A 21,374-nucleotide genomic window follows, 5' to 3' on the forward strand; every position below is an offset into this window, starting at 1 on the left:
CCCCGCCGTTTAACGGATCTTCAACCAAAGGTCATCCCGCGCATCACCACATAACCGTCCATGCCTCCCGGCAAACCCGTTCCGCTTGACGGAGCGCCCCTTACACCCGTGTAATTTCGTGGTTGTAGTTTCAGCGCCATCTCGGGGGAAGTAACACGAGAGAAGGTGCTGACCAGGGGGTTACACGGGCAGGAGGTGCGCTGTGAGCGAGGTGGTCATCCCGCTGGCGCACGGCACAGACGACGAAGAGCTGGGCTGGCAGGAACGCGCACTGTGCGCGCAGACCGACCCGGAGGCGTTCTTTCCGGAGAAGGGCGGATCCACGCGCGAGGCGAAGAAGGTGTGCCGGGCCTGCGAGGTCCGGACGGAGTGCCTCGAGTACGCGCTTCAGCACGACGAACGCTTCGGCATCTGGGGCGGCCTCTCCGAACGGGAGCGCCGCAAACTGAAGCGCCAGGCCGTCTAGACCGCGACGTCCGGGGGGATCGCGGGCGGCGGCGCCGCGTCGTACAGTGGTCAGCCGTGCCGGCCCGCGTGGTCGGCACGGCTGCCGAACGTCGTCCCACAGATCGAGGGACCCCCCTTGTCGCCCACTCTCGATCGCCACGTCGTCACGGCCGTCCTCGTCGCCCACGACGGCGCGCGGTGGCTGCCCGAGACGCTCAAGGCGCTGCTCACCCAGGCACGGCCGGTGCAGCGCCTCGTCGCCGTCGACACCGGGAGCCGCGACCGCGGCCCGGCCGTCCTCGCCGAGGTCGTCGGCACCGGCACCGTCCTCACCCTGCCGCGCACGACCGGGTACGGCGAGGCCGTCGCGGAGGCCCTCCGGCACGACGCGGCGCACCGCCCCGTCCCCGACGACGACCCCGGCGTGCCCCGCACCGAGTGGCTCTGGCTGCTGCACGACGACTCGATGCCCGCCCACGACGCCCTCGCGCACCTGCTGAGGGCCGCCGAGGGCGACCCGAGCATCGCCGTCCTCGGCCCCAAGGTCCGCGACTTCGGCGACCGGCGCGTCCTGCGCGAGGCGGGCGTCTCCATCGACGGCGCGGGCCGCCGCTGGACGGGCCTGGACCGCCTCGAGTTCGACCAGGGCCAGCACGACGGCGTCCGCGACGTCCTCGCCGTCGGCAGCGCCGGGATGCTCGTCCGCCGCGACGTGTGGGACCGGCTCGGCGGCTTCGACGTCACCTACGGCATGTTCCGCGAGGACGTCGACTTCTGCTGGCGGGCGCACGCCGCCGGCCACCGCGTCGTCGTCGCGACCGACGCCGTCGTCCACCACGCGGAGGCGGCCCGGCGCGGGCTCCGCGAGATCGGCATGACGGCGGACGCCCCGGCCCGCCTCGACCGCCGCAACGCGCTGCGCACCCTGCTCGCCAACCAGCCCTCCGGCGCCGCCGCGCGGACCCTGCTCCGCAACATCTGGTCGTCGCTCGTCCACGCGCTGCGCCTGCTGCTCGTCAAGCGGCCGGACGCGGCGCGCGAGGAGCTCCGCGCGCTCGCCGACGTGCTGCGCGACCCCGGCGGGCTGCGGCGGGCGCGTCAGGTCCGCGCGGCGGGGCGGGCGCGGGTGCACCGCAGCGTCCGCCGGTTCCAGCCGCGCCGGGTCGCGCTCCGCCGGCTCGCGGAGGCCGTCCACGAGTTCATCGCGGCCCGCGAACGCGACGACGGCGACGAACCGACCGCCGACGAGCCCGGCCCGGTCCGGCGGCTGCTCGCGCGGCCCGGCGTGCTGCTCGTCCTCGGCCTCACCGCCGTCGCCGTCGCCGCCGAACGCACCCTCGTCACCGCCGGCGGGCGGCTCGGCGGCGGCGCGCTCGTCCCCGCGTGGGGCGGGGCGAGCGACCTGTGGGAGCTGTACCTGTCCGGCTGGCAGCCCGTCGGGCTCGGCACGGACGCGGGCAGCCCCCCATACGTCGGCGTCCTCGCCGTGCTGTCCACGCTCCTGTTCGGGAAGCCGTGGCTGGTCGTGTCGCTGCTGCTGCTCGGCAGCGTCCCGCTCGCCGGGCTGACCGCGTACCGCGCCTCCCGGACGCTGATCCGCGAACCGGCCCGGACCGGGCGGCGGGCCGCCCGCGCGACGGGCCGCCGCGTCCCCGTCACCGCCGTCCGCGCCTGGTTCGCCGCGACGTACGCGCTGCTGCCCGCCGCCACCGGCGCGATCGCGGGCGGCCGGCTCGGCACCGCCGTCGTCCTGGTCCTGCTCCCGCTCATCGCGACGCGGGCCACCATCGTCTACCGGCCGACGGCCCCCGACGCCCGGACGCGCCGCAAGCGGGCGGGCTGCGCCGCGTGGGCGACCGGGCTGCTGCTGACGGTCGCGATGGCGTTCGTGCCGCTGGTGTGGCCGCTGGCCCTCGCGGGCGCCGGGGCCGCGTGGGCGCTGTATCACCGGCCCGCCCGCCGTGACCTCGCGGTCGCGCTCGCCGTCCCGCCGCTCCTGCTGCTCCCCTGGACGGTGGGGCTGCTGCTCCACCCGTCCCGTTTCCTGCTGGAGGCGGGCCTGCACCGCGCCACGGCGCCGCCGGACGCCGCCGAACTGATCGCGCTCGTCCCCGGCGGCCCCGGCACGCCCGCCTGGTGGGCGACGGCGGGGCTGCTCGGCGCCGCCGCCTGCGCGCTGGTGCTCCGCGCCCGCCGCGGCACCGTCCTCGCCGGCTGGCTGATCGCGGTCGGCGGCCTGCTCGTCGCGGTGCTGACGTCCGCGATGACCGTCCCGAAGGGCGCGGACGAGGCGCACGCCTGGCCCGGACCGGCGCTGCTCGTCGCGGGCGCCGGACTCCTGGTCGCCGCGTCCGCGGCCGTCCAGCGCGGCGCCGCCGCGCTCGCCGACCGGCACCTCGTCTACCGCGCGGGCGGGGCCGTCGTGGTCGCCGCCGCGCTGACCGCGCCCCTGGCCGCCGCCGGGTCCTGGGTGGCGCGCGGCGCGTCCGGGCCGCTCGACCGCCTCGACCCCGACGCGGTGCCCGCGTTCGTGCGGGGCGCCGAGGGGCCGCGGACGCTCGTCCTGCGCCGGGAGCCGTCCGGGCGCGTCGCCTACACGGTGCTGCGGGGCGACCGGCCCCGGCTGGGCGAGGCCGAGACGCCGGCCGACGGGCCCGTCCGCCGCCGCCTCGACGGCCTCGTCGCCGCGCTGGCCACCGGGCGCGAGGGCGACGACGGGCACGCGCTGACCCGTATGGGCGTCCAGTACGTGCTGGTTCCGAACCCCGCCTCCGACCCCGTCACGCGGGTGCTCGACGCCTCGCCCGAGCTGACCCGCCTCAGCCGCACCGGCACGTTCGCCGCGTGGCGCCTCCAGGCCCCCGCCGGACGCCTGCTGCTGCTCGACGGCGCCACCATGACGCCGCTCCCGGCCGGAGAGGTCGACGCCCGGGTCCTCATCCCGGCGGGCGGCGCGAACCGCACGCTGCTGCTCACCGAGCCGTCCGACGGCGGCTGGCGCGCCACCCTGAACGGCGCCGAGCTCAAGGGCCGGGTCGTGGACGGCTGGGCGCAGGGCTACGACGTGCCCGCCCAGGGCGGTGACCTGACCCTGTCCCGGGGCGAGCGGCTCCGCCATACCTGGCTGGTCGTCCAGGGCGCCGCGGCGGTGCTCGTCGCGATCCTCGCGCTGCCGGGGGCCCAGCCGGGCCATCTGATGCCGACGGGCGAGCGCGCCCCGTCACGCCGCCGCCGCGGGCCGAACCTTCTCCACCGCGCCCACCGCGCCCACCGCGCCCGGCGTGCCGGCCAGGAGACGCCGCCGGCGGAGACACCCGTCCTCACCGAGGAGCGCTCGTGACCATGGACCGGGTGATCAGGCTGCTGGGGACGCGGTACGCCGCCGCCGGGCTGATGGTCGTGGCGGTGGCGGCGCTCTACGGCGCCGCGACGTTCTCGCGCCCGGACGGGCGGGCGGCGGCGGTGGAGAGCCGGGTGCCGGTCACCGCGGCGGTCCTGGTGTGCCCCGGACGCGAGGACGCCCGCATCGGCGTCCAGACCCTCGAGCAGGACGGCCGCACCGGCGGGCGCGTCGACATCGCGGAGATCGGCGGCGGCGCGGTCGGCGCCATGAGCGGCCCCGGCCAGGCATGGGCGCGCGACGTCGGAGCGGCCGCGAAGGCGGTCGCCGTCCGGGCGGGCGGCACCCCCGCCGCCGGGCTCGCGGCCGAGCAGAGCGCCCACCGGCCCGACGGCGGCGACCGGGGCCTCGCCGCCGTCCGCTGCGCCGCGCCGGGCACCGACCACTGGTTCCTCGGCCACGGCCCCGTCGCCGCCGACGCCATCGACCTGCACCTGACGAACGTCGACGCGCAGCCCGCGTCCGTCGACCTCACCGCCCTGTCCGGGGAAGGGCCGCTCGACACGCCCGACGGGCGGGCCGTCCCCATCCCGCCGAACACGACCAAGGTCATCGCGATCGGCGAGTCGGCGGACGGCCTCGGCGACATCGTCGACACCGCCCACGACCTCGCCCTGCGCGTCCGCGCGACCAGCGGCCGGGTCGCCGCCTCCCTGCGGATCCGGCTCGGCGCGGGCAAGGGCGTGGACTGGGTGCCGCTCTCGCCCGCCCCCGCCCGCTCCGTGCTCGTCCCCGGCGTGGCGGGCGGGTCCGGGGAGCGGAGGCTGCTCGTCGCGGTCCCCGGCGACGCCGACGCCCGCATCGGGATCCAGGTCCTGACGGCGGACGGCGCGTTCGCCCCGCAGGGCCAGGACGTCCTGGACGCCCCCGCAAAGACCGTCACCGCGCTCGATCTGCACCCCGCCCTGACGGGCAAGGTGGCCGCCGTGCGGCTGACGTCCGACCGGCCGATCCTCGCGGGCTACGCGGCCAGGCGCGGCGCCGACGTCGCCTACGGCGCCGCCACCCCGCCGCTCGGCGACGAGGGGGGCGGCGTGATCGCCGCGAACCGGTTCGGCTCCTACCTCGCGCTGACGGCCCCGGCCGGCGCCGCGACCGTGCGGATCACCGGCGGGCAGGGCGCCCCGCAGGAGATCGCGATCCCGGCGGGCCGGACGATCGAGACGCGCCTGACCCCGCCGCCGGGCGGCGAGGACGGCTTCCCGGTCACGATCACCCCGCGGCCCGGCTCCGGCCCCGTCCACGCGGCCCGCACCATGGGGACGGGCAAGGGCGCCGACTTCCGGTTCACCGTGCTGCCCGTCGTCCCGGCGCCCACCACCCTGCGGCAGCCGGCCGTGGGCGACTCGCAGAGCGTCCTGATCCCTTAGTCGTCGGGGGAGTCGTAGCTGGGGTCGACCGACTCGGGGGACAGGCCCAGCAGGTCGGCGACCTCCTCCACGAGCAGGTCACGGATCAGCCGCCCGAGCTCCGCCTCGCCCGTCGCGCGCGCCTCCACCGGACGCCGGAACACCGTGATCCGCACCGGCCGCCCGTTCTCGCCGGGCAGCGTCTCGCCGAGCGGGACGGGGCCCTCGAACCACGGCTCGATCTCCGGGACGTCCTCCACCGTGAACTCGACCCGGGACAGCTCGCGCCCCCAGCGGCGCCCGAGCCGGCCGACCTCCTCGCGGACGAGGCCGTCGAACCGCTCCGCGCGGCTCCGGGACACCGGCGCCCGCGGCGGTGTCAGAGGCCCGCGGACCCCGCGACCGTGTCGATCGCGCCGCCGCCCACCTTCCACACGTGGCACATCCCTAGATTACTCCGTTCGCCGCGGCACCCTCGGCGTCAGGCGCCGCAGCGCGCTCCTTCGGCGGGCGCTGCGCGCGATCACCGCGTCGCCCGGCTCCGAGCGGGCTTGGTGACGTGGTGTCGCCCTCGGGTGTGCGATAAGTGACTGTTGTCTGGGAAATCTGGCGGTAACGGCGACACGTGCGGCGGGATGGTGGCGGAGTCGGCGGGACAGGGGTACGGTCGGCCATCGTGAGCCCCGTCCGCACCTGCTCTCGCACCGCCTGCAAGGCGCCCGCAGTCTTCACGCTCACGTACGTCTACCGTGACTCGACCGCGGTCCTGGGGCCGCTCGCCACGTACGCCGAGCCGCACTGCTACGACCTGTGCGCGGAGCACTCCGAGCGGCTCACCGCTCCCATGGGCTGGGAGCTCGTCCGGCTTCCGGTCGAGACGGAGTCCGAGCCGAGCAGCGACGACCTCGAGGCGCTCGCCGACGCCGTCCGGGAGGCCGCGAAGCCCGCGCCCGGCGGCGGGCAGGAGCCCGTCGGGCAGGGCACGGAGGTGGGCCGCCGCGGGCATCTGCGGGTGCTGCGCTCGGAGCCCGCCGCGACCCAGCCGGGGCAGGACTGAGCCTCGGCCGCCTGCGCGCCCCCGCCGTCCCGGTAGGCTCGGGTACCCCCGTGGGTTGATCGGACAGGGAGCAGGAGTGGGCGACCTCGCCAAGATCTTCAAGGCGTACGACATTCGCGGTGTCGTGCCGGACGAGCTGGACACCGCCGTCGCCGAGGCGGTCGGCGCGGCCTTCGTGCGGGTGACCGGCGCGAGCGCGGTCGTGACCGCCTACGACATGCGGTCGTCGTCCGGGCCGCTCGCCGAGGCGTTCGCGCGGGGCGCGACCGCCCAGGGCGCGGACGTGATCGAGGCCGGGCTGGGCTCCACCGACCTGCTCTACTACGCGAGCGGCAGCCTGGACGTCCCGGGCGCGATGTTCACCGCGAGCCACAACCCGGCCAGGTACAACGGGCTGAAGCTGTGCCGGGCGGGCGCCCGGCCCATCGGGCAGGACACGGGTCTCGGCGAGATCCGCGAGCTCGTCGAGAAGGGCGTCCCCGCCTACGACGGCGCGCCCGGCACCGTTTCCCGGCGCGACATGCTCCAGGGGTACGCCGACCATCTGAAGACGCTGGTCGACCTGTCCGGCATCCGTCCGCTGAAGGTGGCCGTGGACGCGGGCAACGGCATGGGCGGCCACACCGTCCCGTCGGTGTTCGAGGGCCTGCCGATCGACCTTGTCCCGCTGTACTTCGAGCTCGACGGCACGTTCCCCAACCACGAGGCCAACCCGATCGAGCCCGCGAACCTGCGCGACCTGCAGGCCAAGGTCCGCGAGACGGGCGCCGACATCGGCCTCGCGTTCGACGGCGACGCCGACCGCTGCTTCGTCGTGGACGAGCGCGGCGAGATCGTGTCCCCGTCCACGATCACCGCGCTGGTCGCCGCCCGGGAGCTGGCGAAGCACCCCGGCGCCTCGATCGTGCACAACCTCATCACGTCCCGGTCGGTGCCCGAGATCATCGCGGAGAACGGCGGGACGCCGATCCGCACGCGGGTGGGCCACTCGTTCATCAAGCAGACGATGGCCGAGACCGGCGCCGTGTTCGGCGGCGAGCACTCCGCGCACTTCTACTTCCGCGACTTCTGGTTCGCCGACTCCGGGATGCTCGCGGCGCTGCACGTCCTCGCCGCCCTCGGCGAGCAGGGCGGGCCGCTGTCGCCGCTGCTCGCCGAGTACACCCGGTACGCGGCGTCCGGCGAGATCAACAGCGAGGTCGCCGACCAGGGCGCCGCCGCCGAGCGGGTCCGGGCCGCGTTCGCCGGGCGCCCCGGCGTGACCATCGACGAGCTGGACGGCCTGACGGTCGCCGACACCGACGCCGGCTGGTGGTTCAACCTGCGGCCGTCCAACACCGAGCCGCTGCTGCGCCTGAACGCCGAGGCGGCCGACGAGCAGGCGATGGGCCGGATCCGCGACGAGGTCCTGTCCATCGTCAGGGAGAAGTGATCGCGATGACGATGAACCTGGACTCCTGGTTGCTGGAGATCCTCGCCTGCCCCAACTGCGGCGGCGGGCTGCGTCCGGACGAGGGCGCCGCCGAACTGGTCTGCACCGGTTCCTGTGGCTACGCCTACCCGGTGCGCGACGACATCCCCGTCCTCCTCGTGGACGAGGCGCGGACGCCGGCGCCGTGAGCGGCGGGCTCTTCCCCGGCGCGGCCCGGCTGGAGAGCGCCGCCGCGATCGAGGACGCCGACCCGGGCGGGATGCTCCGCCAGGTCGCCTCGTCCGCGGCGCAGATCAGGGAGGCGCGGCGCGCCGCCGAGGAGGCCGGCGTCGCGGCCGTCGCCGACGATGGACGGCCCCGCGCCATCGTCGTGACCGGCATGGGCGGATCAGGCATCTCCGGCGATGTGCTCGCCGCCGTCTGCGGCACCGGCTGCCCCGTGCCGATCATGACGGTGCGCGGGTACACGCTGCCCGGCTGGGTCGGCGCCGCCGACCTGGTCATCGCCGTGTCCTGCTCCGGCGGCACCGAGGAGACCCTCGCGGTGGCCGTCGAGGCCGCCCGGCGCGGCTGCCGGCTGCTGTTCGTCGGGTGCACCGACTCGCCGCTCGCCGCGTTCGCCGCGCAGAGCCGGGCGCCGTTCGTCCCGGTCCGGTCGGTGGGCCAGCCGCGGGCGACGCTGTGGGGCCTGACGGTGCCGCTGCTCGTCGCCGCCCGCTCCCTGGGTCTGTCGGACACGACCGACGACGTCCTGGAGTCGGCGGCCGCGCTGCTGGAGGACGTCGCGCACCGGTGCCGTCCGGCGAGCGAGCCGTTCGTGAACCCGGCGAAGCGGATCGCGATGGAGCTGGCCGGCGACCTTCCGTTCGTGTGGGGGACGTCGGCGTCCGCGGAGACGGCCGCGTACCGGATGTGCTGCCAGCTGAACGAGAACGCCAAGTACCCGGGCGTGTTCGGCGGGCTGCCGGAGGCGAACCACAACCAGGTGATGGCGTTCGACGGGTACTTCGCGTCCAGTGCGGTCGATCCGGACGACTTCTTCCGCGACCGCGAGGACGACGCCGAGCACGGCCTCCACCTCGTCGTCATGCGGGACGTGGAGGAGCATCCGCAGGTCGCGAAGCGCCGAGAGGCGTCGCTCGAACTGGCCCGCGGCCGGGGCGTGGCGGTCACCGAGATCATGGCCGAGGGGCGCCATCCGCTGGAGCGGATCGCGACCCTGATCGCCATGGCGGACTATGTCACGGTTTACTTGGCCATCGCACTCGGCGTCGATCCGACCCCGGTGCCAGCCATTCAAGAGCTCAAAGCGAGGATTGCCGAAAGATGAGTGCTTCGGGCGGGACAAAGGCCATCGTCGCCGCACTGGCCGCCAACCTCGGGATCGCCGCGTCGAAGTTCGTCGCGTTCGCCTTCACGGGTTCGTCGTCGATGCTGGCCGAGTCGATCCACTCACTGGCCGACTCGGGCAACCAGGGGCTGCTGCTGCTCGGCGGCAAGCGCGCCGCCCGCGAGCGGACCCCCAAGCACCCGTTCGGGTACGGACGGGAGCGCTACTTCTACGCGTTCGTCGTCGCGGTCGTCCTGTTCACCGTCGGCGCCGTGTTCTCCCTGTACGAGGGCTACCACAAGATCTCCCACCCGGAGGAGATCAAGGCGCCGGGCTGGGCGTTCGGCGTGCTGATCGTCGCGATCATCATGGAGACGTTCTCCTTCCGCACCGCGATCAAGGAGTCGAACCTGGTCCGCGGCGACAAGTCGTGGGTCTCGTTCATCCGGCACGCGAAGGCGCCCGAGCTGCCCGTCGTCCTGCTGGAGGACCTCGGCGCCCTCGTCGGCCTCATCCTCGCCCTGTTCGGCGTGACGATGGCCGTCGTCACCGGCGACGGCGTCTGGGACGGCATCGGCACCATCTCGATCGGCGTGCTGCTGGCCGTGATCGCCATCATCCTCGCGGTCGAGACCAAGAGCCTGCTCGTCGGCGAGGGCGCCGACCCCGAGCAGGAGGAGCGCATCATCGCCGCGCTGGAGTCGGTCGACCACGTCGACCACGTCATCCACATCCGGACCCAGTACGTCGGCCCGGAGGAACTGCTCATCGCCGCGAAGATCGCCGTCCGCCACGACGACACCGCCGCCGACGTGGCCCGCGCCATCGACGCCGCCGAGGCGAAGATCCGGGCCGAGTTCCCGGTGGCGCGCCTCATCTACCTGGAGCCGGCCCTGGACGAGGCGCACCGCAAGGACGCCGTGGCCACGGAGACCCCGGCGTCCTGACCTTCCGTACGGAGAAGGCCCGGCCGGAACCCACTCGGGTCCGCCGGGCCTGCCGTTGTCAGGGGCACGGGTTCCCTCGCCGGGCGGCCGCCGCGATCGGTCGACCCCAGCCCAGGTGAGACCGGTGCGTGCGTCCGCGGAGGCGGATGCCGCGGCCGTCCGGCGAGGTGCTCCCATGCTTCCCCGCCCGGACCCCTGAACCGGGCGGTTCTGGTGTGACCGCGGCGGCGCCACCGGACCCCCTTGCCGGCGGCGGCCGCCTTGCGGTCACAGGGAAGACACTACGTTCGCGCCGGTCCCCGGGACGTCCCCCGGAAGGAGGGACCCGGGGTCGTCCTCCAGGGGGATCCAGCCCGCCCGCATACCACCGCGAGGTGAGGCGGAACCCTGGTATCGGCGGCCAGTATGGAGGGGTGAGCAGTGACGACCGCCCCGGCCCGCCCCGTCCCGGACCCGACCCCGCGAGGTTCGGGCCCGCCGTCGCGCACCACGCGTGGAGGCTGTCCGGCCGCGTCGTCGCGGGGTTCGGGCAGCTGCTGCTGTGGGCGCTGACCGGCCTCGGCCGGCTGCTGCGCCCCCTGGCGGTCAGGCTCGGCGCCCGGCTGACCGGGGCCGGACCGGGCGGCGCGGGAGCGACCCGGACGGCGCCGCTGCCCCGCTGGTCCGGTGCCTGGCGGGAGTTCCGCGCGGCGTGGTACTTCGCGCCGCTGACCGGGTTCGCGCTCACGCTCGCGGCGGTCGCGGAGCTGTCCCGCAGCGTCGACACGCCGCTCAGCGTCCCGTTCGGGTTCGCGGTCGCGACGACGCTGCCGCTCGTCTGGCGGCGCGAGTTCGTCCGTCCGGTGTCGGCCATGGTGCTCGGCGCGTTCGCCGCGGCCCTCCTCACCGGCCAGGGCGTCCTCATCACCAGCACGTTCGCCGCCCTGTACGCGCTGTACGCGCTGGGGCGCCTGCTGCCCCGCCAGTCGACCGGCGTCCTCGCGGCGGGCAGCGCCGCGACCGTCGGCGTCGTGTACCTCGCCACCTCGACGCTGGACGACGTGCCGTGGCCGGCCGCGCTCATCGGCGTCCTCGCCGCCATCGGTCTCGGGGACGCCCGCCGCGCCGTGGAGAGCGCCGGGCGCACCGAGGCGGAGGCCGCCGAGCGGACCAGCGAGACCCTCACCCGCCTCAACACCGTCCAGCGGGAGCAGGCCGTCATGCGCGAGCGCGCCCGCATCGCGCGCGAGCTGCACGACGTCGTCGCGCACTCCGTCTCGATGATCGCGGTGCAGGCGGAGACCGCGCCGTACACCATGCAGGACCTGTCGCCCGAGGCCCGCGCCGGCTACACGGAGATCGCGAAGACGGCCCGCGATGCGCTCGTCGAGATGCGGCGGCTGCTCAGCGTGCTGCGCGCGGACGCTCAGCCGGAGCCCGAGTCGGCCCCCCAGCCCCGCCTCGACCGGCTGCCCGACCTCATCGAGCAGCACCGCGGCGCCGGCGGCCACGTCGACCTCGCCGTCCACGGCGACCCCCGGGAGCTGTCCACGACGGTCGAGCTGTCGGCCTACCGGATCGTCCAGGAGGCCCTGACGAACGCGCGGCGGCACGCGCCCGGCGCGGAGGTCCGCGTCGACCTGACGTTCCTGCCGGACCGGCTCGCCGTCCGGGTCCGGGACGACGGCGCCCACGCCCCGACGATGATCCTGAACCGGGACGGCGACCCCTCCCGTACCGCCGTACTGAACGGCGACCCCGCCGGGGCGACCCGGCTGGAGCAGCCCTCCGGCGGGCCCTCCGGCGGGCATGGTCTCGTGGGGATGCGGGAACGTGCGACCATGCTGGGCGGACGGTTCTCCGCCGGCCGCGCCGCCGAGGGCGGGTTCCTGGTGGAGGCCGAGCTTCCGCTCGACACAGAGGAGAGGCACGCCCGTGCATCCGGTTCCGAGGCGCCCCGCTGACACCCGGGGGCGGCGACGGTGATCAACGTCCTGATCGCGGACGACCAGACGATCGTCCGCGCCGGGTTCGCCGCCCTCCTCGGTGCGCAGGAGGACATCACCGTCGTCGGTGAGGCCGCCGACGGCCGCGAGGCGGTCGCGCTCGCCGAGCGCCGCCGCCCCGACGTCGTCGTGATGGACATCCGGATGCCGAACATGGACGGCATCGAGGCGACCCGCCGCATCCTCGACCTGCCCGGCGCCGACGACGTCCGGGTCCTCGTGCTCACCACCTTCGACGTGGACGAGTACGTCTACGAGGCGCTGTCCGTCGGCGCGAGCGGCTTCCTGCTGAAGGACGCGACCGCCGAGGACCTCGTCGCCGCCGTCCGCGTCGTCGCGCGCGGCGACTCGCTCCTCGCGCCCCAGGTGACCGGACGCCTCATCAGGGAGTTCAGCCGGCAGCGGCGCAACCGCCCGCAGCCCCCGCAGGCGCTCTCGACCCTGACCGCCCGCGAGACCGAGGTGCTCGTCCTGATCGCGGGCGGCCTGTCCAACGGCGAGATCGCGGCGCGCCTGTTCGTCAGCGAGCACACGGTGAAGACCCATGTCGCGCGCGTCTTCACCAAGCTGAGCCTCCGCGACCGCGCCCAGGCGGTCATGCTCGCCTACGAGGCGGGCGTCGTCGTCCCCGGCGACGGCGGCCCCGGCTGACGCCGCAGCAGGCGCAGCGCCTTCTCCTTCTCGAAGTCGAGCGCCCGCGCGGGCGGCGGCGACAGCCGTCCGATCCGCTCGCCCAGCTCACGGACGCGCGCCTGCACCTGCGGCTCGGCCAGCACCCGCAGCCCGAACGCCAGCTCCGCCGGACCGATGTCGTACCGCTTCTCCAGGGCGAGGCCCAGCGCGACGGCCCGCAGTTCCGCGTCCCCGAACCGGCGGTGGCCGCCCGGCTCCCGGGTCGCGGGCAGCAGCCCCAGCGCCTCCCGGTAGCGGAGCATGCGGGGTGAGGTGCCGAGCCGCCGGGCGGCCTCCGTGATGCGCATCCGCCAATTCTGACAAATCTGTGTAAGGAATACCCGTCCGGGTGCCCGGCCGCCCCTACACTCGATGCGGCGGGACACCCTTCCTCGCGGACACAAGGAGCAACGAGAGCATGGACTACAAGGTCGCCGACCTTTCGCTGGCCGACTTCGGGCGCCGGGAGATCCGGCTCGCCGAGCACGAGATGCCCGGCCTGATGGCGGTGCGCGAGGAGTACGCCGCCGCGCAGCCGCTGCGCGGAGCCAAGATCATGGGCTCGCTGCACATGACCATCCAGACGGCCGTGCTGATCGAGACGCTCGTCGCGCTCGGCGCCGACGTCCGCTGGGTGTCCTGCAACATCTTCTCCACCCAGGACCACGCCGCCGCCGCGGTCGTCGTCGGCAAGGACGGCACCGTCGAGGACCCGAAGGGCGTCCCGGTGTTCGCCTGGAAGGGCGAGACCCTCGAAGAGTACTGGTGGTGCACCGACCAGGCCCTCCAGTGGCCCGACGGCACCGGCCCCAACATGATCCTGGACGACGGCGGCGACGCCACCCTCCTCGTCCACAAGGGCGCCGAGTACGAGAAGGCGGGCGCCGTGCCCACCGCCTCCGCGGACGACCCCGAGGAGTGGGCCATCATCCTCGACACCCTCCGCCGCACCATCGCGGAGAAGCCCGGCCGCTGGACGGCCGCCGCCGCCGAGATCAAGGGCGTCACCGAGGAGACCACCACCGGCGTCCACCGCCTCTACGAGATGGCGAAGGCCGGCACCCTCGCCTTCCCGGCGATCAACGTCAACGACTCCGTCACCAAGTCGAAGTTCGACAACAAGTACGGCTGCCGCCACTCCGTCATCGACGGCCTCAACCGCGCCACCGACGTCCTCATCGGCGGCAAGGTCGCGGTCGTCGCGGGCTACGGCGACGTCGGCAAGGGCTGCGCCGACGCCCTCCGCGGCCAGGGCGCCCGCGTCATCGTCACGGAAATCGACCCCATCTGCGCGCTCCAGGCCGCGATGGACGGCTTCCAGGTCACCACCCTCGAGGACGTCGTCGAGACCGCCGACATCTTCGTCACCACCACCGGCAACTTCAACATCATCACGGCCGACCACATGGCCCGGATGAAGCACCAGGCGATCGTGTCCAACATCGGGCACTTCGACAACGAGATCGACATGGCCGGGCTCGCCAGGACCCCGGGCATCGAGAAGATCGAGATCAAGCCGCAGGTCCACGAGTGGCGCTTCGCCGACGGCCACTCCATCCTCGTCCTCGCCGAGGGCCGCCTGATGAACCTCGGCTGCGCCACCGGCCACCCGTCCTTCGTGATGTCCAACTCCTTCACGAACCAGGTCATCGCGCAGATCGAGCTCTTCACCAAGCCCGACGAGTACCCGATCGGCGTCTACGTCCTGCCGAAGCACCTCGACGAGAAGGTCGCCCGCCTCCACCTCGACGCCCTCGGCGTCAAGCTCACCGAGCTCACCAAGGAGCAGGCCGCCTACATCGGCGTCCACGTCGAAGGCCCCTACAAGCCCGACCACTACCGTTATTGATTGCGGCGCCCTTGGCGTCAGGCGCTAGAGCGCCTTCCTTCTACGGGCGCCGCGTGCGATCGCCGTGTCCATTGCACCGCCCTCGGCGTCAGGCGCTAGAGCGCCTTCCTTCAGCGGGCGCCGCGTGCGATCGCTGTATCGCTTCGACTCGCCTAGCGGCTCGCTGCGCGATCAGATTCTTGCTTCGCTCGAATCCGGCTTCGCTCGCGATCGCAACGGTTCGGGTCGTTGGGGGCCGAGGTGCCCGCTGAGACCGTGGGCTGTTCCAGATGGTCATCGATGCCGCCGGGCGGGTGTCCCGCCCGGCGGCTCGGCTTAGGGGTTGCATGAGTGACATCGCGGACGCCTCGCTCGCTTGGGACGGCGTCAAACGGATCGAGTGGGCCGACCGGGGCATGCCCGTCCTGCGGCAGATCCGGGAGCGGTTCGCCGCCGAACGCCCCCTGGACGGCCTCCGCGTCGCCGCGTGCATGCACATCACCACCGAGACCGCCGGGCTGATCCGCACGCTCCAGGCCGGCGGCGCGAGTGTGGCGCTCGCCGCGTCCAACCCCCTGTCCACACAGGACGACACCGCCGCCGCGCTCGTCGAGGAGTACGGGGCGGAGGTGTTCGCGCGGGCGGGCACCGACCGGGAGGGCTACTACGCCCACATCCACCAGGCCCTCGAAACGCAGCCCGACCTCGTCCTGGACGACGGCTGCGACCTGGTCAACACGCTGCACATCGACCGCCCCGACCTCCTGGGCACGGTCAGGGCGGGCTGCGAGCAGACGACGACGGGCGTGATCCGGCTGCACCAGATGGCGCGCGAGGGCGCGCTGCGCTTCCCGATGGTCGCGGTGAACGACACCGACACCAAGCACATGTTCGACAACCGGTACGGCACCGGCCAGTCGACGCTGGACGGCATCATCCGGGCCACGAACACCCTGCTCGCCGGCAAGACCATCGTCATCGCGGGCTTCGGCTACTGCGGCCGGGGACTGGCCGAACGCGCCCGCGGCCTTGGCGCCCGCGTCGTCATCACCGAGATCGACCCGGTGAAGGCCCTGGACGCCGCGTTGCAGGGCTACGCCGTCCAGCCCATGTCGGAGGCCGCCCCGCACGGCGACGTGTTCATCACCGTCACGGGCAACCGCGAGGTGGTGAACGGCTCCCATCTGGCCGTGATGAAGGACGGCGCGATCCTCGCGAACTCCGGTCATTTCGACGTGGAGATCGACGTCCGGGCCCTGGAAGAGATGGCCGTGGATGTGCATCGCGGCGTCCGCCCCCAGGCCGACGAGTACGTCCTCGCGGACGGCCGCCGCCTGGTCCTCCTGGCGGAGGGCCGTCTGGTCAACCTGGCCGCCGCGGAAGGCCACCCGGCCGCCGTCATGGACATGTCCTTCGCCGACCAGGCCCTCACCTGCGCCTGGCTCGCGAAGGCCGCCGAGACCCTGGCCCCGGCCGTCCACGACGTCCCCGAGGCCATCGACACCGAAGTGGCCCGCCTCAAGCTGGCCTCGATGTCGATAGCGATCGACACCCTGACCCCCGACCAAGAGGACTACCTCAGCTCCTGGCGCCTAGGCTCCTGACCCTGTCGTGCTTGCAAAAGTGTGCACTCTGTACGCTCTGCGCACTATGCTTTCGGTATGGATTCGTATCCGATCAAGGAAGCCCGCAACTGCCTCGGGGACCTGCACGCCTCGGTGGTTCACGGCCGGTCGCATCCGCGGATCACCAAGAACGGCAAGGATCCGGTGGTGCTGGTCAGAGAGGAGGAATGGCAGGAACTCCAGCAGCTTCGCCGTGAACGCGCCGCCAGGCATGCGGATGAGGAAGCCGGTCGGATCAAGGCCTACCTGGACGCCGGTGAGACCCCGCCGGGTTATGAGGTCTACACCCGTGAGCAGGTCATTTCAGGGGACTGGCTTGCCTGATCAACTCGTCGTCCCTCGAGCGATCCGCCTGCAGATCATGGGCATGGCGCCGCGCTATCGCACCGCGATGCGGTTGGTGATCATGTCGCTGCTGACGGACCCGATCCCGCCCGACGCGAAGCCGCTGGGAATCGAAGGCCTGGAGCATGCCCACTACGTCGTCGTCCGCGACGATGTCACCGTCTACTACCTGGTCATGGGAGAGACCGTTGTGATCAACAACGTGCATCCCGACAGCTGACGGGTGCCCGGGCGGGGGCGCCGGTGCAGGATGTCTCGCCGGCGTGGTGCTTAGGGCGGTACCGTCGCGGTCGTCGGGGACGGTGCGGTCGGCCTGTGCGGCGTGCTGGCGGCCGCCCGGCTCCACCCGCCCTGGCGGTCACGTGGGTCGTCGGTGTGGCCCACGACGTGCTGCTGCCGGTGGACGAACTGTTCTTCGCCCAGAAGCAGGCGGCCGAAGGCTGCAAGGCCATGGACGAGCGCCGCGCCATCAAGGTGCTGCTGCGCCCGTGATGCCGTCCCACCGGGGAGGTCAGGCTTCGGGTGGTGGGTTGTCGCTGACCTCCTTGAGCCTGGGCTCCTGACCGCGCGCCGATGGCAGTGGCCGCGTAGGCCGGCGCGACATCAGGGGCTTTTCTGGACGAAGCGATCCCGCCATGATGTCCGGGTGCGGATCATCTGGCGGGCCGTGCTGCTCCTTGTCGGCTACGCCGTCATCACTGTGTTCATCGGCGTGGTGTCCAGTGACCTCGGCGACCAGCGGGGCGCCGGACTCGTGCTCGTGCTGTCGTTCACCCTGGTCCTGACGACCCTCACGACGCTGCTCGGCTGGGCGCTGCAGCGGCAGCTGGATCGCATCGAGGGACGAGAACTCCGGGACTGGTGGGAGTCGGTTCGGGCGCTGGGGGCGGCGCTGCGCGACGGGGCCAGGTTGCGACGCGGGCGGCTGCTGGTCCCGCTGCTCGTCGGGACGCTCGTCGTCCAGTTGGGCGGACTCGCGGTCTACCTCGCGGCACTGTCCGCGGTGGACGACGAATGCGTAGGACGGAAGGTCACGATCCGCGTGGCGTCGTCCCAGGGCAAGGACCACGTGCTCCGCGAACTGGCACGGAAGTACGACGGGCGGCAGATCGGCGACCTGTGCGGACATGTCGTTATCGACACCCTCAACTCGGGCAAAGCCGTACAGGCGCTGGCGGATGGCTGGACCACGAGCTCGCACGGCGTCCGGCCGGACGTGTGGAGCCCGGTCTCGTCGATCTGGATCACTCTCTACCGGCAGCAGGTCTCCAAGCGCGGCGAGCCGGGTCCCGTCCCCGAGGGGAATCAACCCGCCATCGTCACCAGCCCCCTGTCGATCGCGATGCCCGAGCCGATGGCCCGTGCTCTGGGCTGGCCGGAGAAGGGCATCGGCTGGAAGGACGTCGCGGACCTGGCTCGCGACCCCCGAGGCTGGGGCGCTCGCGGCCACCCCGAGTGGGGGCGGTTCCAGCTCGGCAAGACCAATCCGAACTTCTCCACCTCCGGGCTGAACGCCACCCTCGCCGCCTACTTCGCTGCGACCGGCAACACCTCTGACATGACGGTCGCCGACATCGCCCGGCCGCAGGTGCGGGACTTCGTGAAGACCGTCGAACGATCCGTCGTGCACTACGGCAACATCGCCGAGACGTTCATGGAGAACCTGCGCCGTGCCGACGAGCGTGGCCAGGCCATGGCCTATATCTCCGCGGTGGCCGCCGAGGAACGGTCCGTCATCGACTACAACCGGGGCAATCCCGCCGGTGACCCCGCCGGCTACGGCAAGAGGCCCCGCCCCCGCACCCGGCTCATCGCCCTCTATCCGAACGAGGGGACGTACTCTTCCGACCATCCCTACGTCCAGCTCGGCTGGATGGACAACGACAGGAAGGCGGTCGCCGCCGACTTCCTCCGCTATCTGCGCTCGCCCGCCTCTCAGGCGGTGTTCCAGCGATATGGCTACCGTGATCACCAGGGTCGGCCGGGGCCGCTCTCCGTTCCGGAGTACGGTGTGTCCACCGACCGGCCGATCAGCATGCTCAACCAGTTCAGCCCCGCCGTCGTCGACGCCGTGCTGAAGAGCTGGTCGGAGCTGCGCAAACGCGCGAACGTCCTGCTGGTCATCGACAAGTCCGGCTCCATGGACGCCAATGTCGCGGGCACGGGCAAATCCCGGCTGATCCTCGCCAAGGAAGCAGCCCTCAATTCACTCGGCCAGTTCCGCCCGGACGACAGCGTCGGCCTGTGGTCCTTCTCCTCACACCTGGACGGAGACCGTGACCACCGCGAACTCGTGCCGCCCGGCCCCCTTTCCCGAACCGGTCCGAAGCTCCGCAAGGAGATCGACGCTCTCACCGCGGGCGGCGGAACCGGCCTCTACAACACCGCCGCCGCGGCCTTCGACCGCATGCGCACCACACAGTCCCCGGACGCCATCAACGCCGTCGTCTTCCTCACCGACGGCAAGAACGAGCGCAGCCAGCCCAGTCTCACACTTCCCAACCTTCTTGCGCGGCTCGACCGTCCGCGCTCCGAATCCGTCCGCGTCTTCACCGTCGGCTATGGGGAGGAAGCCGACCAGTCCGTCCTCACCCAGATCTCCGAACAGACCGAGGCCCGCTCCTACGACGCCCGCGACCCCCGCCATATCGACGACATCTTCGCCGACGTCATTTCCAACTTCTGAGGTCCGAGCGGTGGGAGACACGAACGGCTCCGCGAGCGCTCTAACGTTGATCCATGTCCGCCTTGCCGTCGCGTGTGCAGCTGTGTCCGCTCACCGTCGCCGACGAGGACGAGTTCTGCTCGCTCGTCCAGGAAAGCGCCGAGCTGCACGGACCATGGACGCAGTTGCCCGGCGCCGCGCAGGAATTCCAAGCCTGGATGCGCCGCTTCGATGACGGAACCAACCTGGGCTTCCTGATCCGGATCCGGGAGACGGGCGCCGCCGCCGGAATGGTCGCCATCAATTCGATCATCCGTGGCCGCTACCAGGGCGCCTCCCTCGGCTATGCCGCGTTCGCCTCGTCCGCGCGGCAGGGATACATGACCGAAGGGCTCACCGCCGCGCTGAGGTACGCGTTCACCGATCTCCGGCTGCACCGACTGGAGGCCGACATCCAGCCGGGAAACAGCGCATCGCTGGCTTTCATCGAGCGCCTGGGCTTCCGCTACGAGGGGCTTTCGCCCGCCTACCTCTACATCAACGGCGCCTGGCGTGACCACGAACGCTGGGCCATCACCGCCCCGAACCCGTGGACGCCCGACCCGTCCCTGCCCCATGTGTGAGCGATCGGATCTCTCTCAGTGCGTGCACACGAGCCGGAGTGCCTCCTGCGGGTACTCGCCAGTCGGTCACAGCGACGGCTGCGGTACCTTCCGGGGGTGCCGAAGGGGAGCTACCTGCACCTGGATGCGGGGGTCGAGGAGCGGTTCCAGTGTGCGCCGGGGCCGAGTGGGTGGCGGTATGTCGGGGAGCGCGCCGATGGCGTCCGGGTGGACCTTGTGGTGGACGCGCGGTGGCGGCAGATCCGGGTCGAGGTCGTCGCGCCGGAGTGGTGGGTACGCGGTGGACTGGCCGGACGTGAGGTTGTGTGGGTCCGGGGGAGCGGGGACGCGGGCACCGAGCATTCGGCGCCCGCCATGGGTTTCCTGGTGGAGTCGCCGGGTTTCCTCGTGGCGGTCGCGCGGTCCCTTGAGCTGGAGCCGGGGGAGGCGCGTGACGTCCGGCTCGTCCGGCTGGGCGGGGCGTCCCTGGCGCCGCTGACGGGCGACTGGCGGTGGCGGCATGCCGAGACATCCGTCCACGAAACGGACACAACACCGCTCCCCGTTACCCGCTACGACGTGACCGACCTGGCGACCGGCGAGGTGGAGGAGGTCCATCTCGCCGGGGACGTGGTCCTGGACGCCCCCGGCATCGAACTGACCGCACTGGAGTCGCCCCCCAACCTCGGCTGATTCTGAACCGCCCTCGCGGAGTCCGGGTCCCGTCCACGCGTCCGAAGCGGCTGAGAGTACCGACCCTCGCTGGTCACTCGGGGTTCGTTCACCGGTCGATCGCCGGATGCGGCCATTGCCTTCAGCGTCGACGGCGGGCGTGACGGCGCATTCCGTCGACCTTCTGCCGGAAGACGTCCGGGGTGACGATCGGAGTGCCGCGCCACGGCGACATGGAGATCAAATCGGCGTCGTTGCTCACGATCAGCAACGCACCCACCTCGGCTGCCAGATCGAGGATCAAATCGTCCTCATGGTCGGGACAGTCATGCACTGTGCGCGGGGGATCGACCGCCTGGCCTTCGCTGTGGTCGACGATCGCGAGCAAGGCATTCAGGTAGGCGTCGGCCATGGCCGCCTCCCACTTGAACAGCTCCACGAGGATTCGCTCGATGTTGCGAAGGATGTGAGGAGAGACCCACAGTGAGAACTCTGTCGCGTCGTTGGCGACGCCCAGGCAGTCCGCTGAGGCATTGCCGGAGGTGGGCGGAGGCGAGGGCCAGGACCGGAAGGGGCTGTTGCCGTAGACGGCGGCCGTGACCAGCACGTTGATGTCGTACACCACGGGCGTGGGCATGGTCAGCCGTCGCCCTTGCTCTTGAGGAACTCCCGGATGCGGTCGGGCACATCGGCCGGCTCGATCCCGAGTTCAGCGGTGCGCTGCTGACCGTACGCCTGCAACTCTCGCATCTGTTCGGCGAGCATGATCGATTTCATGACGCGGTACGTGGCCCGGAGGTACGCCGACCTGTTGCCGTGCCCGAAGTAGTCGACGAGCTCGTCCAGCAGTGGTCGCTCCTCGGCCTGTACGGCGAATCCCAGAGTCTGTGACTGGGGCTTGCCGTGATCACGCGATGCGTTCGTTCTGCGTTTCCGGGTCTCTGCAGCCATGGCGCCAGTGTACTTTGTTGCTCTCTACATGCAAGAAGTTGCATGCGCAATGCGGCTCAGCGCGGCG

22 protein-coding genes are annotated in these 21,374 nt (G+C 72.5%); 18 read left to right on the top strand and 4 right to left on the bottom strand.

All coding sequences use genetic code 11. The features are described 5' to 3' along the window. Positions 1-202 precede the first annotated feature (202 nt). The 3 genes from IE99_RS0113015 to IE99_RS0113025 all read left to right on the top strand — a co-directional run bounded on the left by IE99_RS0113015 (position 203) and on the right by IE99_RS0113025 (position 5,217). Entirely contained in the window at positions 203-466 is a 264-nt protein-coding gene (locus IE99_RS0113015) for a WhiB family transcriptional regulator (RefSeq protein WP_030168936.1), read from the top strand. A gap of 117 nt (positions 467-583) precedes the next feature. Further along, entirely contained in the window at positions 584-3,787 is a 3,204-nt protein-coding gene (locus IE99_RS0113020; protein WP_030168938.1) for a glycosyltransferase family 2 protein, read from the top strand. 2 nt (positions 3,788-3,789) lie between these two features. Next, positions 3,790-5,217, top strand: a complete 1,428-nt coding sequence (locus tag IE99_RS0113025) for a DUF5719 family protein (RefSeq protein WP_030168941.1) — start codon at positions 3,790-3,792, stop codon at positions 5,215-5,217. Here the strand turns inward: IE99_RS0113025 and IE99_RS0113030 are convergent. After that, the gene (locus tag IE99_RS0113030) at positions 5,214-5,630 is read right to left on the bottom strand and encodes a metallopeptidase family protein (protein WP_030168944.1); all 417 of its coding nucleotides are present in this window, start codon (positions 5,628-5,630) and stop codon (positions 5,214-5,216) included. The two genes, IE99_RS0113025 and IE99_RS0113030, sit on opposite strands and share 4 nt — an antisense overlap. Positions 5,631-5,872: 242 nt before the next feature. Here IE99_RS0113030 and IE99_RS0113035 point away from each other — a divergent pair, with 242 nt between their 5' ends. From IE99_RS0113035 to IE99_RS0113065, 7 genes are all read left to right on the top strand, one after another. Next, positions 5,873-6,253 (top strand): DUF3499 domain-containing protein, encoded by a 381-nt coding sequence (locus IE99_RS0113035; protein WP_030168947.1) that lies wholly within the window; start codon positions 5,873-5,875, stop codon positions 6,251-6,253. A gap of 76 nt (positions 6,254-6,329) precedes the next feature. Continuing rightward, positions 6,330-7,685 (top strand): phosphomannomutase/phosphoglucomutase, encoded by a 1,356-nt coding sequence (locus IE99_RS0113040; RefSeq protein ID WP_030168950.1) that lies wholly within the window; start codon positions 6,330-6,332, stop codon positions 7,683-7,685. A 5-nt stretch (positions 7,686-7,690) separates the two neighbouring features. Next, complete coding sequence (locus tag IE99_RS29105; protein ID WP_037559337.1) at positions 7,691-7,873, top strand: Trm112 family protein; 183 nt, start codon at positions 7,691-7,693, stop codon at positions 7,871-7,873. Continuing rightward, the gene (locus IE99_RS0113050) at positions 7,870-9,015 is read left to right on the top strand and encodes an SIS domain-containing protein (RefSeq protein WP_030168953.1); all 1,146 of its coding nucleotides are present in this window, start codon (positions 7,870-7,872) and stop codon (positions 9,013-9,015) included. The genes IE99_RS29105 and IE99_RS0113050 overlap by 4 nt, the downstream gene beginning before the upstream one ends. Further along, the gene (locus IE99_RS0113055) at positions 9,012-9,962 is read left to right on the top strand and encodes a cation diffusion facilitator family transporter (RefSeq protein ID WP_030168956.1); all 951 of its coding nucleotides are present in this window, start codon (positions 9,012-9,014) and stop codon (positions 9,960-9,962) included. The genes IE99_RS0113050 and IE99_RS0113055 overlap by 4 nt, the downstream gene beginning before the upstream one ends. 413 nt (positions 9,963-10,375) lie before the next feature. Beyond that, the gene (locus IE99_RS29110; RefSeq protein WP_030168959.1) at positions 10,376-11,905 is read left to right on the top strand and encodes a sensor histidine kinase; all 1,530 of its coding nucleotides are present in this window, start codon (positions 10,376-10,378) and stop codon (positions 11,903-11,905) included. Between the two features lie 18 nt (positions 11,906-11,923). Beyond that, on the top strand, positions 11,924-12,598 hold the full coding sequence (locus IE99_RS0113065; protein ID WP_030168962.1) for a response regulator: 675 nt from the start codon (positions 11,924-11,926) through the stop codon (positions 12,596-12,598). Here the strand turns inward: IE99_RS0113065 and IE99_RS0113070 are convergent. Further along, positions 12,553-12,927, bottom strand: a complete 375-nt coding sequence (locus IE99_RS0113070; protein WP_051712454.1) for a MerR family DNA-binding transcriptional regulator — start codon at positions 12,925-12,927, stop codon at positions 12,553-12,555. The two genes, IE99_RS0113065 and IE99_RS0113070, sit on opposite strands and share 46 nt — an antisense overlap. A 110-nt stretch (positions 12,928-13,037) precedes the next feature. On the opposite strand from IE99_RS0113070, the gene ahcY (IE99_RS0113075) reads away from it, so the two are divergent. From ahcY (IE99_RS0113075) to IE99_RS0113110, 8 genes are all read left to right on the top strand, one after another. Further along, the gene (gene ahcY, locus IE99_RS0113075) at positions 13,038-14,468 is read left to right on the top strand and encodes an adenosylhomocysteinase (RefSeq protein WP_030168968.1); all 1,431 of its coding nucleotides are present in this window, start codon (positions 13,038-13,040) and stop codon (positions 14,466-14,468) included. Positions 14,469-14,794: 326 nt separating this feature from the next. Next, positions 14,795-16,051 carry an adenosylhomocysteinase gene (ahcY, locus tag IE99_RS0113080; RefSeq protein WP_030168971.1) on the top strand — a complete coding sequence of 419 codons (1,257 nt, stop codon included), beginning with the start codon at positions 14,795-14,797 and terminating at the stop codon, positions 16,049-16,051. Between the two features lie 57 nt (positions 16,052-16,108). Continuing rightward, complete coding sequence (locus IE99_RS31140; protein ID WP_084219469.1) at positions 16,109-16,396, top strand: type II toxin-antitoxin system Phd/YefM family antitoxin; 288 nt, start codon at positions 16,109-16,111, stop codon at positions 16,394-16,396. Beyond that, positions 16,389-16,637, top strand: coding sequence for a hypothetical protein (locus tag IE99_RS0113090; RefSeq protein WP_157610255.1), 249 nt, complete (start codon positions 16,389-16,391; stop codon positions 16,635-16,637). The genes IE99_RS31140 and IE99_RS0113090 overlap by 8 nt, the downstream gene beginning before the upstream one ends. 95 nt (positions 16,638-16,732) lie before the next feature. After that, entirely contained in the window at positions 16,733-16,909 is a 177-nt protein-coding gene (locus IE99_RS31840) for a hypothetical protein (RefSeq protein WP_157610257.1), read from the top strand. Positions 16,910-17,063: 154 nt separating this feature from the next. Then, positions 17,064-19,103: a substrate-binding and VWA domain-containing protein gene (locus tag IE99_RS0113100; RefSeq protein WP_245623182.1), complete on the top strand. Its 2,040-nt coding sequence runs from the start codon at positions 17,064-17,066 to the stop codon at positions 19,101-19,103. A gap of 53 nt (positions 19,104-19,156) precedes the next feature. Then, positions 19,157-19,705, top strand: a complete 549-nt coding sequence (locus tag IE99_RS0113105; RefSeq protein ID WP_030168980.1) for a GNAT family N-acetyltransferase — start codon at positions 19,157-19,159, stop codon at positions 19,703-19,705. Positions 19,706-19,801: 96 nt separating this feature from the next. After that, entirely contained in the window at positions 19,802-20,377 is a 576-nt protein-coding gene (locus IE99_RS0113110) for a hypothetical protein (RefSeq protein WP_030168982.1), read from the top strand. A gap of 121 nt (positions 20,378-20,498) precedes the next feature. Here IE99_RS0113110 and IE99_RS30255 read toward each other — a convergent pair whose 3' ends face one another. Beyond that, the gene (locus IE99_RS30255; protein WP_169744420.1) at positions 20,499-20,981 is read right to left on the bottom strand and encodes a PIN domain-containing protein; all 483 of its coding nucleotides are present in this window, start codon (positions 20,979-20,981) and stop codon (positions 20,499-20,501) included. Between the two features lie 14 nt (positions 20,982-20,995). Then, positions 20,996-21,307: a hypothetical protein gene (locus IE99_RS0113120; protein ID WP_030168989.1), complete on the bottom strand. Its 312-nt coding sequence runs from the start codon at positions 21,305-21,307 to the stop codon at positions 20,996-20,998. Positions 21,308-21,374: the final 67 nt, after the last annotated feature.

It is taken from the genome of Spirillospora albida (assembly GCF_000718255.1).
Classification (GTDB): Bacteria; Actinomycetota; Actinomycetes; order Streptosporangiales; family Streptosporangiaceae; genus Spirillospora; species Spirillospora albida.

Coding starts and splice junctions, on each gene's coding strand:
- IE99_RS0113025 (WP_030168941.1), top strand. CDS start 3,790: ATGGACCGGGTGATCAGGCTGCTGGGGACGCGGTACGCCGCCGCCGGG.
- IE99_RS29105 (WP_037559337.1), top strand. CDS start 7,691: ATGACGATGAACCTGGACTCCTGGTTGCTGGAGATCCTCGCCTGCCCC.
- IE99_RS0113055 (WP_030168956.1), top strand. CDS start 9,012: ATGAGTGCTTCGGGCGGGACAAAGGCCATCGTCGCCGCACTGGCCGCC.
- IE99_RS0113070 (WP_051712454.1), bottom strand. CDS start 12,927: ATGCGCATCACGGAGGCCGCCCGGCGGCTCGGCACCTCACCCCGCATG.
- ahcY (WP_030168968.1), top strand. CDS start 13,038: ATGGACTACAAGGTCGCCGACCTTTCGCTGGCCGACTTCGGGCGCCGG.
- ahcY (WP_030168971.1), top strand. CDS start 14,795: ATGAGTGACATCGCGGACGCCTCGCTCGCTTGGGACGGCGTCAAACGG.
- IE99_RS31140 (WP_084219469.1), top strand. CDS start 16,109: ATGGATTCGTATCCGATCAAGGAAGCCCGCAACTGCCTCGGGGACCTG.
- IE99_RS0113105 (WP_030168980.1), top strand. CDS start 19,157: ATGTCCGCCTTGCCGTCGCGTGTGCAGCTGTGTCCGCTCACCGTCGCC.
- IE99_RS0113120 (WP_030168989.1), bottom strand. CDS start 21,307: ATGGCTGCAGAGACCCGGAAACGCAGAACGAACGCATCGCGTGATCAC.